Annotated in this window: 19 protein-coding genes and 1 pseudogene; 2 read left to right on the forward strand and 18 right to left on the reverse strand. The window is 42.0% G+C overall.

Annotated features, from left to right (window positions below):
* Positions 1–9 precede the first annotated feature (9 nt).
* The 5 genes from LX64_RS06850 to pdxR all read right to left on the reverse strand — a co-directional run bounded on the left by LX64_RS06850 (position 10) and on the right by pdxR (position 7,472).
* Positions 10–3,483, reverse strand: a complete 3,474-nt coding sequence (locus LX64_RS06850; RefSeq protein WP_158538558.1) for a SusC/RagA family TonB-linked outer membrane protein — start codon at positions 3,481–3,483, stop codon at positions 10–12.
* A gap of 132 nt (positions 3,484–3,615) precedes the next feature.
* On the reverse strand, positions 3,616–4,746 hold the full coding sequence (locus tag LX64_RS06855) for a FecR family protein (RefSeq protein ID WP_111596862.1): 1,131 nt from the start codon (positions 4,744–4,746) through the stop codon (positions 3,616–3,618).
* A 125-nt stretch (positions 4,747–4,871) separates the two neighbouring features.
* A complete protein-coding gene (locus tag LX64_RS06860) occupies positions 4,872–5,483 on the reverse strand; it encodes an RNA polymerase sigma factor (protein WP_111596863.1) in 612 nt (203 codons plus the stop codon).
* Positions 5,484–5,606: 123 nt separating this feature from the next.
* A complete protein-coding gene (locus LX64_RS06865) occupies positions 5,607–5,942 on the reverse strand; it encodes a hypothetical protein (RefSeq protein WP_211324754.1) in 336 nt (111 codons plus the stop codon).
* Between the two features lie 48 nt (positions 5,943–5,990).
* The gene (gene pdxR, locus LX64_RS06870) at positions 5,991–7,472 is read right to left on the reverse strand and encodes a MocR-like pyridoxine biosynthesis transcription factor PdxR (protein WP_158538559.1); all 1,482 of its coding nucleotides are present in this window, start codon (positions 7,470–7,472) and stop codon (positions 5,991–5,993) included.
* A 106-nt stretch (positions 7,473–7,578) separates the two neighbouring features.
* Here pdxR and LX64_RS06875 point away from each other — a divergent pair, with 106 nt between their 5' ends.
* Complete coding sequence (locus LX64_RS06875) at positions 7,579–8,490, forward strand: EamA family transporter (protein WP_111596865.1); 912 nt, start codon at positions 7,579–7,581, stop codon at positions 8,488–8,490.
* Positions 8,491–8,551: 61 nt separating this feature from the next.
* Here the strand turns inward: LX64_RS06875 and LX64_RS06880 are convergent, their stop codons facing one another.
* From LX64_RS06880 to LX64_RS06930, 13 genes are all read right to left on the reverse strand, one after another.
* Entirely contained in the window at positions 8,552–8,749 is a 198-nt protein-coding gene (locus LX64_RS06880; RefSeq protein WP_111596866.1) for a class I lanthipeptide, read from the reverse strand.
* A 141-nt stretch (positions 8,750–8,890) separates the two neighbouring features.
* The gene (locus tag LX64_RS25990) at positions 8,891–9,058 is read right to left on the reverse strand and encodes a class I lanthipeptide (RefSeq protein WP_158538560.1); all 168 of its coding nucleotides are present in this window, start codon (positions 9,056–9,058) and stop codon (positions 8,891–8,893) included.
* Between the two features lie 38 nt (positions 9,059–9,096).
* A complete protein-coding gene (locus LX64_RS06885) occupies positions 9,097–9,294 on the reverse strand; it encodes a class I lanthipeptide (RefSeq protein WP_111596867.1) in 198 nt (65 codons plus the stop codon).
* Between the two features lie 19 nt (positions 9,295–9,313).
* On the reverse strand, positions 9,314–9,520 hold the full coding sequence (locus LX64_RS06890; RefSeq protein WP_111596868.1) for a class I lanthipeptide: 207 nt from the start codon (positions 9,518–9,520) through the stop codon (positions 9,314–9,316).
* A 5-nt stretch (positions 9,521–9,525) separates the two neighbouring features.
* Positions 9,526–9,726, reverse strand: coding sequence for a class I lanthipeptide (locus tag LX64_RS25815; RefSeq protein ID WP_148707222.1), 201 nt, complete (start codon positions 9,724–9,726; stop codon positions 9,526–9,528).
* Positions 9,727–9,737: 11 nt separating this feature from the next.
* Positions 9,738–9,944: a class I lanthipeptide gene (locus LX64_RS26460; RefSeq protein WP_111596869.1), complete on the reverse strand. Its 207-nt coding sequence runs from the start codon at positions 9,942–9,944 to the stop codon at positions 9,738–9,740.
* Positions 9,945–9,970: 26 nt separating this feature from the next.
* Positions 9,971–10,153 (reverse strand): class I lanthipeptide, encoded by a 183-nt coding sequence (locus LX64_RS06900; RefSeq protein WP_111596870.1) that lies wholly within the window; start codon positions 10,151–10,153, stop codon positions 9,971–9,973.
* Between the two features lie 36 nt (positions 10,154–10,189).
* Positions 10,190–10,375, reverse strand: a complete 186-nt coding sequence (locus tag LX64_RS06905; protein WP_111596871.1) for a class I lanthipeptide — start codon at positions 10,373–10,375, stop codon at positions 10,190–10,192.
* 31 nt (positions 10,376–10,406) lie between these two features.
* Complete coding sequence (locus LX64_RS06910) at positions 10,407–10,595, reverse strand: class I lanthipeptide (RefSeq protein WP_111596872.1); 189 nt, start codon at positions 10,593–10,595, stop codon at positions 10,407–10,409.
* A gap of 31 nt (positions 10,596–10,626) precedes the next feature.
* On the reverse strand, positions 10,627–10,815 hold the full coding sequence (locus LX64_RS06915) for a class I lanthipeptide (RefSeq protein ID WP_111596873.1): 189 nt from the start codon (positions 10,813–10,815) through the stop codon (positions 10,627–10,629).
* A gap of 39 nt (positions 10,816–10,854) precedes the next feature.
* The gene (locus tag LX64_RS06920) at positions 10,855–11,043 is read right to left on the reverse strand and encodes a class I lanthipeptide (RefSeq protein WP_111596874.1); all 189 of its coding nucleotides are present in this window, start codon (positions 11,041–11,043) and stop codon (positions 10,855–10,857) included.
* Between the two features lie 25 nt (positions 11,044–11,068).
* Positions 11,069–11,269 carry a class I lanthipeptide gene (locus LX64_RS06925; protein WP_111596875.1) on the reverse strand — a complete coding sequence of 67 codons (201 nt, stop codon included), beginning with the start codon at positions 11,267–11,269 and terminating at the stop codon, positions 11,069–11,071.
* Positions 11,270–11,524: 255 nt separating this feature from the next.
* A complete protein-coding gene (locus LX64_RS06930; RefSeq protein ID WP_111596876.1) occupies positions 11,525–11,719 on the reverse strand; it encodes a class I lanthipeptide in 195 nt (64 codons plus the stop codon).
* Positions 11,720–12,224: 505 nt separating this feature from the next.
* On the opposite strand from LX64_RS06930, the pseudogene LX64_RS06935 reads away from it, so the two are divergent.
* Positions 12,225–12,527 (forward strand): annotated as a pseudogene (locus LX64_RS06935) (helix-turn-helix domain-containing protein); the annotation flags it as partial.
* Positions 12,528–12,566: the final 39 nt, after the last annotated feature.

Consider the following 12,566-nt stretch of genomic DNA (forward strand, 5'->3'; position numbering starts at 1 on the left):
ACCTTGCTTTTAGAATTGAAGATTAATGCCCGCTGTGAATGATTTCGCCGGCGGCAATGCTGTCATCGATGTAATTTCTGGGTCGATGCCGTTGTAATTCGTTAATACGAACATGTTTTGCAATTGCACAAATAGGCGGCAACTTTTCAACTTCGTTTGTTTCATCAAACTACCTGGCATTTTATAACCGATCGCTACGTTATTCAACCGCACAAACTTCGTATCAAAATAATATCCATCCGACACCCTGAAGTTGGCATACATGGGTTGTTCGGTAGCATGATATTTCGCATACTTCTTTATATCGCCCTCTTTCTCCCAAACATTGCCCACCATTTCAGCCGGTAAATTATTACCCGCCCCGGCTGTATTCATAGGGAAATAGGCATTTACTTGGTATTGGCGACGGTAATTAAATGCTACATGCATATCCCAATTTTTCCATGTAACACTGCTACCAAAGCCACCGGAATACTTCGGCGATAAATCGATTGAACTAATGCGATCATCGGCACCTGTACCGGCCGGAATGCTTTGATCGATTGTAAGCAGGTTTTTATCTTTAAGTTGGAAGGAATATTCACCTGTTTTGGGATCTACACCTGTGTACTTTAATAAATACAATTCATTCAACGACTTGCCAATTTTGAGTTTTGCATAGTATGGAGAATTCTCAAACCCAGGGTACGCCAATAATTTATTCGTATTAAAATTGATGTTGAAGTAGGCCGACCAACGGAATTGATCACGGTCCATCAATGTTGCATTCACTAATACATCAAAACCCTTGTTCTCGATATTAGCAGGCCAGTTGGCTACCACCGAATTGAAACCGGTATAGATGCCTGTTGGAAAACTAGTTAATTGGTTATTGCAACGTTCGTTATAGTAAATGAAATCGGCACTTAATTTATCCTGCAAGAAACCCAATGACAATGCAGCTTCAAACTTCTTATTCACTTGCCAGCGGTAGTTAGGATTCACGGCCAATAAGTTCACCAACGGCGTTTTAGTATCGTAAGGATATAGTTGGTACGAACCTACCGTGCTTGTCCATTGCGATAAGTATTTATAATCGCCCACGTTATCACTACCCGTTAAACCATAGCTACTCCTTAATTTAATCATCGAAATAGCTTTGGGTAAAAAGCTTTTCACCCACGGTTCTTCTGTAGCAATCCAAGCCAAACCCACAGAGCCAAAATTCCCGAATTGATTGTCTTTACCAAAACGTGAAGACCCATCACGGCGACCATTCAAGTTCAGGAAATACTTATTGTCGTAATCATAAGAAATACGACCAAACATCGCGGCATACTTGTACTGGCCAAATACCGGGGTAGCCATTTGCATTTGTGCCATGTTAACCGATTCAATAAAATCGTCGGAACTAAAGCCCATACCAATTGTATTGATACCCTTTGTAACATTCGATTGGTACGAAGCGCCGAATAATACTTGCAGGTTACTTTTCCCGAAATACCGGCGGTAGGTTATTTGTGGTTCAATCACCACGTTTGTAATATTAGTATAACCCGTCATGGCCATCCCAGTTGGGTTATATAAAGGGTTCTGCGCCCGCATTGGGAAGCCGTAGAAGTGATCGGTATTAAAAGAATTGTAGCCTATATTGGCCTTAACGTTCAAGCCTTTCATTAAGTTATAATCGGCCGTCATATCTGCTTTCAAGAATACAGTGCGTGCTTCCGACATCATTTCCAAGGTGTAGAAAGGGAAAGATGTTTGATTAATAGAAGCCGGCCATGCAGCGAAGTTCAACGCACCAACTTCATTATAAATACTGGGCGCATTAGGTGCGTAGTTAACGGCATCGGGATTAGGGCGTGAATCTGTTTTCGTTAAAGAATAGTTCACCCCCATGTTCATTCTAAACTTATTATTATACGAGGTATGGTTCACATTCATCGCTACACCGGCTCGTTCGTTGGCACCTTTAGCAGAAAGAATATCTACCTCTTTGCTGTATTGCCCGCTTACACGGAATTGTGCAATTTGGTTACCGCCTGTAAAGGCCACATTTGCTTGGGTGGATTTGCCCCTGTTACCATATAATTCCTTTTGCCAATTAACATTCCTCGTAGAGTCCCACATCATTAAATCGGGGGCATTGTCGGCATTGGGAGTCATACCGTCGTTCGCGAAAGCTTGTTTACGCATCTGTAAGAAATCTTGCGTCGACATCATTTTCATATAACGCGTTACCGTTCTCATCCCAGTTTGAATATTAGCCGTAAAGCCGGAACCGCTTTTTAAGTTGGCGCGTTTTGTTGTAATAAGAATAACACCACTGGCACCACGCGACCCGTAAATAGCTGTAGCATCGGCATCTTTCAATACTTCAATACTTTCAATTTCTGTAGGGTCGAGGCTAAAAAATGGACTTTGGCCTCCACCTACGCCACCAAAACCAGCTTGTAAAACACCGGCCGAACCCGATTGGTAATTGGCCCCGGATAATTCGAGCGTTGTAATGGGCACACCATCGATAATATACAGGGGGTCGCTTACAAAGGCATCGCTAATGGTTTTACGGCCACGCAATTCTACCCGCATAGTACCGCTGGAATAACCCGTGGTAGGCGTAATAACTAAACCGGGTACTTTACCTTGCAGGGCCATTAATGGGTTCATTACATTTTGGCGGGCAATTTCTTCACCCGTTACCTTTGCAATGTTACCAGTAGAACTGCGCTTTGTGGTAGTACCGTACCCTTGAATAATTACTTGGTCGAGTTGATTCTTCGTATCTGCTAATTGGAAGAAGTATTCCTTATCCTCTGTAATAGTTGCTTCTTTGGTAATGCAACCTATATATGACACCACCAACACATCACCCACCTTAACATTCTTCAACACAAAAGCACCTTTCGTATCGGTAAGTGCACCAAGTTTTGTGCCTTTTACTTGCACAGAAGCATAAGGTAAAGGTTCGTTACGCGTGTTGTATATGCGCCCTGTTATTTCAAAACCTTGTTCCACTGTTGTTGCAGCAGGTTCAGCAACAACTTTATTACTGGGAATGGGTGTTTTAGAATGAATGAAAATCGTTTTCCCATCGATATGGTATGTAAGCGGTTGTGCTTCGAATACTTTATCGAGGAAATTATGCAGCGGCATTTTATCGGCTTGAATGCTGATAGTTTTCGCGTGTTGGAACAATTCATTGTTGCCAAATACGGCGAAGCCGGTTTGTTGTTTGATGGCGGTAAATACTTGCTGTAGGGGGATATTTTTCCCACTAAACGTAACAGTTTGTGCAAAACCGTTGGCGCTCACTTGTAAAAAAGCTACCAGCAATAAAATAAATGTCATTCTCATGGCCATTACAATAAAAGAGTGCTTCCGGCGAAAACTCGCTACTGCACACGATGTTTTCGCCCACATGATCCTGGTTGCGGTTCGAGGCTTGCTTATTTTCGTAATAGGCATAGCCATCCTGAACCAATCAGCAGTTTTTTGCATACATTGCATTGGTTTGGTTGATAAAATTTGCTTCTCGAGTAAATAAATCGGTCATACTATTCACCGGTAATGCTTCGACCCATTACCGGTTTTTTGATGCCTTGCATTGAACATTATTGCATAAATACTTGCTTACGGATATACAATTAATTTTTTGCCGTTTTCTATTCTGAAATGAACACCTGCACCTTCTAAGCCTTGTAATAAACCTTTCAAGCTTACATCTCTACTAATTTCACCGTAGAACTGGATATTCGGGATGCCCTTTTCATACACTACTTCTATATCGTACCAACGCGCTAGTTGCTGCATGGCTTCCGGTAAGGAGAGGCCGTTGAAATTGAAATAGCCGTTTTTCCATGCTACCACTTTATCGATGTTCACTTGTTCTACGAGGCGAATGTTCGAGCGGTTAATGGCTGCTTGCTGGCCGGGTTTCAGTACAATGCTTTCTTTCGTAGCAGTAGATACTTTCACCGCACCATTTACCAAGGTGGTACGCATGATGCCATCATCTTTAAAGGTGTTTACGTTAAAGGCCGTACCCAGTACTTCTATGAGCCCGTCGGAAGATTGTACTTTAAATGGTTGCTGGGAATTTTGTGCTACTTCAAAGTACACTTCACCACTTACGTCGACCTGCCTATACGTTTTTTGGAACGAAGTAGGGTAAGTTATCCTACTGGCCGCGTTCAACCATACTTTTGTACCATCGGGTAATACCAGTGAAAACTGTTTCCCTTTGGGGGTGGTGATGGTATTATATACCACTTCGCCCGCCTGGGCATCAACCGGTGTGTACAATAATTGGCCGCTATTCATCGATACGACTGAACCATTTTGCGATGTAATAACACCATTCCCGGCACTGTCGAGCACAATTTGTTGCTGGTTGCTTAATGTAAGAATGGCACCTGTAGAACCTGCTTGTACGTCATTTTCTGCTGTTGTAATTGTTGGGGAGGATGAAGGATTGGATGAATTATAATACAGCAGGCCTACACTTATTAATAACGTGATAACAGCCGCGGCGGCCAATCGCCAATATACTGGCCGGATACGCGAAACCTTGCTAGGGGCATGACCAAGAATGGCGTTCAAACGAGCTTCCAGCCGTAGCTTGGTAGCTTCGTCGAGTTCATTATTGGGCAGAGGAGCATCCAGTTCCTCCATGATCATGTCTGCTACTTGGGGTTCCGCATCACCGGTTGTCAACCATAATAACAATTCATCCACCTCGCTTGGTGAACAATCATTATCCATGAGTTTGCGATATAAATAGGCGTATCGATTCGTTGGCTCCACGGTTCCTTTTTTTTGAAGACGAATGAAAGAAGCCTACCGGGGGGGTAGGCATAAAAATATTTTTTATTGGGCAGTAAAATTGTTTACGACAATGAATGATGGATAATATAAATCATCATTAAACCAATAGAAATATCTACGTGCTGCAACAAGTAGGTGCGTACAGATAAATTGGCTTTTACGAAGTATTCTTTCACGGTATGTACCGAAATTCCTAGGATTTCTGCGGCTTCTTTGTACGTTTTTCCTTCCAAGCGGCACAGTTCAAACACTTTCCGTTGTTGTGGCGATAGCGCTGTTAAGGCATTCGACAATAAGGCTTGGCTATCTTTTAGGTTGAAGATTTCTTCGATGTGGTGGTAGTTTTCGGTGGCTACTTGTTTAAAGTGGTTGAGGAGCGTTTGATCGCGTTGGAGCTTGCGGTAGAAGTCCATTACCATGTTGTACCCCATCCGGTATAAATACCCTTTAAAGTCGCTATTGATTTGTAGGCTTTCGCGCTTCTGCCAGATTTTAGCGAATAGATCTTGCAACAATTCTTCTGCCAGCAATTCATCCTTCACCATTTTCAAGAAGTTCTTATACAACGCGCCGCTATACCGCCAATACAAGGTGGTAAATGCTTGCTCGTTGCCCGCAGATACTTGCTGCAAAAGCGTTTCGTCGTTAATATACGCGGAATCCTCTCCTACCATGTGCGCGTTTAAAAATTGGTTGCTGTCCCGCAATATTACCTAAAACAAAGATTGCTTGTATACGCTAAGGGCGTAAAATTGATTAGCGGCAATAAAAAACCACCCGGGGAAGGGTGGCTCGAATTATTTGAATAAGAACGCTAGAATGTCTTTGGCTAGGTCGTCGTTCTTTTTATTTTTATCTTTCTTGCCGTTGTCTTTGCTTTTACCGTTTGGTACACCGGGGAAGCTATCTACAAACTTAATGGTAAAGTCGGCGAAGGAGTCGACAAACTGGATTTTAAAATCTGGGAAGCTGTCGACATACTTCCATTTACCCGGTTTATCGGGGAAGCTGCTAACGATTTGTACGTGAAGATCGGCAAAGCTATCCACTCGTTTTACTTTGTAATCGGGGAAGCTATCTACGATTTTTATTTTACCGTAAATGCGGGATACGTCTACGCGCTTTTTACTCATATTTGTAGGTTAAATTGATGAAGAATGCGTATTCAATATACTAAATAATCATAATAAGACATCCTTGATTTTTAGTACGGCCTTCTCCATTACTTTAGATGTAAGCCCTGTAAACCCAATTAAGAAAGCATGTTCATCTTTATGCATCAAAGCAAAATCATCTAAGGGGCGCAGCATAACACCCGATCCATGGAGGTGCTTCTTGATCTTTTGTAGATCCTTCTTCTGCACTATTCGCAACACGAAATGCATACCGGCATCATTGGCATGAATCTCTACCCGGTCGCCTAAGTGCTTTGTAAATAAGTCGATCAACTCATCTTGATGCTTTTTATACAAGATGCGCATCTTCCGTAAATGGCGGGCGAAATGCCCTTGTTCTATAAAAGCAGCTAATACTGCTTGCTCTATAACGGGCGATTGGCGGTCGGTAACCGCTTTTATTTTTGTTAGCTCGTGGGCCATTTCTTTATGGGGCATAACTACGTACCCGATACGGAGTGCGGGGAAGAGTACTTTACTGAAGGTACCAATGTACACTACGTGGCCTTGGGTATCTAAACCTTTCAGCGCAGGGAATGGGCGGCCGTTATACCGGAATTCCGAATCATAATCATCTTCAATAATCAGCATCCCCTTCTTTTCGGCGTGGCGTAGTAGCTTCATTCTTTCCAATAAAGGCATTGTAATACCCAGTGGGAATTGATGAGAAGGTGTTACGTAAGCTAACTTCGCTTCGGGGTAATGCTCTACGGCATATTGAATATCTAAGCCATTTTCGCTAATAGGCACGGGGCATATCTTACCACCAAAGCGCAGCATGGCGGCTTTCACACTGGAGTAACCTGGATCTTCCATCCAACATTCCATGCCGGGTTGCATAAACAGCTCCATGCATAAATGGAGTCCTTGCCGGGAACCGTTCACAATCACCACTTGGCTGGCGTCACATTGAATAGAGCGGTTAATGCGAAGATGGCTGGCAATAGCAGCGCGTAAGGGCTCGTAGCCTTGTCCACTATCATACCCTAAATGGTATCGATGAATTTCCTTGTAGACATTGCTAGTTAAGCGCGACCAGGTATCGAATGGGAAATATTCTAGGCTGGGCAAAGCAATTCGGAAGGGTTGAAAAGGTTCGTAGTCCGTATCAAACTCGATATACTTTTCCCAAGGACGTACATTGATCTTAGGTTGAAACTGTTTTGTAACCGTAGGCGTAGTGAGTGTATCCCTGTTTTTCTTGGGTACCAATTCATCGCCCTGCTCGCATACATAGGTGCCGGCACCGGTTTTACTATTGAAATACCCTTCCAAGCACAATTGTTCATAGGCGAGGTTGACAGTATTCCTGGAGACTTGTAAATCCTTGGCCAACGCCCGTGATGCCGGTAAGCGATCGCCTAGTTTTAGCATACCGTTCAGCACGCCATCGCGGAGTTGCTCGTATAGTTGCATATAGAGGGGCTTCGATAAGGAAGAACGTAACTTAATAAACGTTAAAGCAATATCTGGCGTTGTTTTCGGCATAATAATAATGGCACCACACAATTTTACATAATGGCTCTTTTGTAGATACCAATATAAAGGTACATTTGTTACCCAATTCGGACAAAATTTATAACGGAACATTCACATGCATCCACAACAACAGCGTTGGAAAGGATTTATGTACGCCCTGGTAGCAGCATTTCTGTGGGGTGTATCGGGCACTTGTTGCCAATTCTTATTTGAGCAAAGAGGTATTAGTCCAGAGTGGCTGGTAACGGTCCGAATGTTAAGTGCGGGTTTGTTGTTGTTGATGATTGGGTTCGTGAAACGCGAACCATGCTTATGGAATACTTGGCGCGAGAAGCGCGATGCCGTTCAGCTATTGATATTTGGTGTGTTTGGGATGATGGCAGTTCAATATACGTACTTCATCACCATTAAACACAGCAATGCTGCTACAGCTACGGTTTTGCAATATATCGGGCCGGTATTCATTACCCTCTACTTGGCAATGCGTAATCGTCGTTGGCCGAGAGTTGTAGAATTTATAGCTGTGTTGCTCGCTGTTGTGGGTACATTTTTACTCGTTACCCACGGCAGCTTCAACACTTTATCGATTTCCCCGCTTGCTTTGGGTTTGGGCATACTAGCAGCCGTGGCGCTTGCTTTCTATACTTTGCAGCCTGTACAGTTAATTCATAAGTTCAAAGCTTACATCATTATTGGTTGGGGTATGTTGATTGGCGGCGTGGTATTCAGCTTTGTGCAGCATCCCTGGGATGTAAGTGGTACATGGGATGTATATGCTTACGGGGCTACCTTATTTATCATTCTCTTCGCTACATTATTAGCATTCTATTTATTCATGACGGCCGTTCGGTTAATTGGTCCGCAAACGAGTAGTTTACTGGCTTCAGCAGAACCGCTGGCGGCGACAGTAATCGGCGTATTGTGGTTGAGTACGCCTTTTGGGTGGATCGATTGGTTGGGAACAGGCTTCATTTTACTCACGATCTATTTGCTCACGCTATCTAAACCGGCTACTACTGCCCATTAAAAAAACACAACCGGCGATGAAACCGGTTGTGCAGCAAAATTGGAAATATCTCCTACATCGATTACCAAATCTGGCAACAAGCTTGGTTAGGTCTTGGTTTTGTAGCCAAGCACATAGAAGTCATTGTTTCAGTGGTTGTGCAAAGAATAGTACCAGAAATACCGCCGTTAACAGCGCCTTGTTGTGCAGGCGTAAGTTCAGCAACAGTAGATTTTGACAAGTTCAATTTTTTGCTCAATGCAAGTTTTTTCTTTTTCATAATAAACAATTTGTGGATTCAATAAAATGGCACTCCTACTCTGTACAAACAATGCCGAGGAGTGTTTTTCCGGCATGCAAGTATCCGTTGCGCAGCGAATATTTTACATGTTGATCATCCTACAATTGTTTACAAATGCCATCAATCTGCGGGCTTCGTTTCGCAAGGCAACCAGCGTGTTTGGCATTGAGGAATCTGCAAAGTTGCAGGCTCACCACCTTTTACGGAGAATTGTTGTGCCTTGTTTAAATCGGCCACCACAGTTTTTTCAAAACTGAGCTTACTTAAATTGATTTTTTTCTTTTTCATGAGGATGCTAGTTATAAGTGAAAGAATAAAAAGCGCTATTATAATGTACCTGCCAAGCAAGGCACGCAATGCATTTGCGTGTATGGGATCGTTTGACAAGTTTCGTAGTACGTTTCGCAGCGTGTACCGAAAGTGGCAATACCACCTTGAACATTCGCTTGTTCAGATTTATTTAAATCGGCTACTACTGTTTTTTCGAAACTTAATTTGCGTAAGGCTAATTTCTTCTTTTTCATGTTGATGAATTTGAAAGTATTAAACAGTTAACGTGTTTGTGTTACAGCGCACACAGTAATCTTTTTCTGTATACGGCGTAGATTCACAAGTTTGGTAATATGTTTGGCAACGAGATTGAATGGTATCAACCCCACCTTTCACATTACCTTGCTGGGTAACGCTCAATTGTGCTACCACCGACTTTTCGAAGCTGAGCTTTTGGAGCGTTAATTTCTTCTTTTTCATGCTACTTAATTTGCGCCTGTATTGCAACGCACGCAGAAATCTTCTGTGAAAGGATACGATTCGCATGTTTGGTAATACGTTGTTCTACACAACGAGTTTACAGTTGCGGCGCCACCTTTTAGATCAGACTGCTGAATTGGGTTCAACTGGGCAATGACAGATTTTTCGAAGTTGAGTTTTGAAAGCTGAATCTTTTTCTTTTTCATATAGAAGCGATTTAGAGCGTTTTAGTAAGCGGATCAAGACAAATCTTGCAGTACATATCGGTCACGGGTACCGTTTCACACGACTGCATCCAAGTATGACAGTCGGTTATCGTTACCAATGTTCCGCCCTGTAGCTTGGCTTGATCCTGCGTGCTTAAAAGAGCCACCACCGTTTTTTCGAAACTGAGTTTGGATAGTTGCAGTTTTCTCTTTTTCATAATGAAAAATTATAGCGATGACCAGGTTAGCACAAGATGCACATCATTTGCGTATAGGGAATTGTTTCGCAGCTGGCTGCTCTTGTGTAACAACGACCATTGATGGTATCGAGTCCACCTTTAACTTGTTGTTGGTCTGATGGATTCAAAATGGCCAATGTTGCCTTTTCAAAGTTCAATTTTGCTAATTGGAGTTTTTTCTTCTTCATGTTTGTTCAGATTTGGGTTGTGATAGAATGTTTTTTTTAACAGAATACGCAAGCTTCTTCTGTGTAAGGGAATGTGTTACAAGTTTCAACACGAGTAGCACAACGTGTACCGTTGATGGTATCGATACCACCTTTTACTTGTTGAAGTTCAGTCACGTTTAAAACAGCCACTACAGACTTGTCGAAGTTGAGTTTTGCTAATGTTACTTTTTTCTTTTTCATTGAAACTATAGGTTTATAGGTGAGAAGGGGATCAATCGGCACAGAAAGCACATTGGCGTTTGGTGTATGGAATGGTTACACAAGTAATAGGTTCTGTTGCGCAACCGGTTCCATTGGTAGCAGCTCCTCCAACAACATTGCCAGATTGCTGTGTACTTAACACTGCGACAGTGTTTTTATCGAAGTTCAGTTTCGATAATTGAATCTTTTTCTTTTTCATACAATTGCGTTTACTAGTTTGATAGATGGGGTTAATCGATACACTTCCTGCAATTCATTTGCGTATATGGAATTGTTTGGCAAGTAACGGGTTGTGTGGCACACAACGTATTATTGGTAGCGGCGCCACCAAGTAATGCCGTCATTTCTTGTTCGTTCAACACGGCAACCACATTCTTATCGAATGTTAACTTCGCGAGTTGTAATTTTTTCTTTTTCATACAAAAGCGTATTTGTGGGATGAGGAATTATAGAAGCGATCAATCAGGGCATTTTACGCAAGTCATTTGCGTGTAGGGCCTAGTTTCGCAAGTTTCGGCGCGTGTTAAGCAAGCAGCTAAGTTGGTAACCGCTCCACCTAATAACTGGCTTAGCTCGGTTACATTCAATGTGGCGACTACATTCTTCTCGATGGGTAACTTCGAGAGTTGGAGTTTTTTCTTTTTCATGCTGTAAAGTTTAGGATAGAAGGAATCAAGGTTCAGTTGGGCTTGCGCAGAATACACACAAACGTTCTGTGTAATGGATCGTCTGGCAAGTTTGTGGCTCTGTTTGACAGCGGGTAGTCATAGTAGCAGCCCCTCCAACAATGGCGTCTTGCGCTTGTTGGTTCAGCACAGCAATCACCGCTTTATCGAAGTTGAGCTTCGATAACTGGAGTTTTTTCTTTTTCATGTAAAGTGGGTTTAAGATGAAAGTACATTTACGCTAAACAGAAATAATAACGGTGACCTGTATATGGGATCATTTCGCAATTAAATGCGCTTGTAGCACCTACTGTTTGCAAAGTACCCGGTTCACCGCCTTTTAGATATTGTTGTATATATTGATAGAACTGCAAGAACGCTTTTGTCGAAATTGAGCTTCGACAAAAGCAGTTTCTTTTTCTTCATGCAATTGCGCTTTAGCATGTGGACGTGGAACGATTACTTACACAGCGCATTTGAAGCACTTATACTGTGTATAAGGCACTGATTCGCAAGTTTGGTAATAAGTAATACAAACACTTCCGTGCGTATCACCAGAAGTTCCGCCGTGGAGTTCGCTTTGTTGTGCTTTGCTGAGCACAGCAACGATAGATTTTTCGAAACTGAGTTTCGCAAGGGAAAGTTTTCTTTTTTTCATATGTGAGCGTTTAGAAAGCCTTTGGGCTGGGTTTTCGGCGTGTTTTGTATGGAATAGCTACCAATTAGAATCTCTGCGTAAAAACCTTGGGAGCAATTGGTTAACTAAATATTCGCTGTAATATGGGGGTTTATGCTGCAATGGGGTGACAGTGGGGATAAATGGTTTAGCATTTATGGTTGAGAATAGAAATGTAACAAATTAGGAAGGGGTAGTATATACTAAAAATGCTCCACCTTTTTAATAAGTCAAAATATATTAACTGTCCTTAACACGAATGATACTAGCATACTTTTCTAAAACACCGATCCTAAAATTTATTCATATTAATATAGTAAAAACACCATATCACAGAATCTATTCTTGTCTTACTCCCTTAAAAGGAACTATCCAGAAACAGAAATACTGAATTTCTATTACATTTTTGCAATACATTCGTTATTAAGGGTGTTTTTAAACCTTATAAGATACAAAACATGGTTGCTTTAGGTAAAAATTAAGAAAAGCCCTGGGCTTTCAACAACAGGAACTGGCTAAAAAACTGAGAGCGGCGCATACTGTTATTGACCGATATGAGCATGATGAGATGCTTCCTTTTATTGATGCTGTGAGAAAACTGGCGGATGCCCTGGATACAACTGTTGGCTTTTTGCTCGGTGAGGCGAACGATACCAACATACTTAAAGATCCTAAAATGATGAAGCGCCATAATGAGATTAATGACCTTCCCGATAAAGATAAAGAGTTCGTTTACTCTATCCTGGATGTTTTCCTTGCTAAATCTAAATTACAAGCTATATTAAAATGATAAAACCCGGTCGTCGACCGGGTTTTATCATTTTGTATT

It is taken from the genome of Chitinophaga skermanii, from assembly GCF_003259335.1.
GTDB classification, from domain to species: domain Bacteria; phylum Bacteroidota; class Bacteroidia; order Chitinophagales; family Chitinophagaceae; genus Chitinophaga; species Chitinophaga skermanii.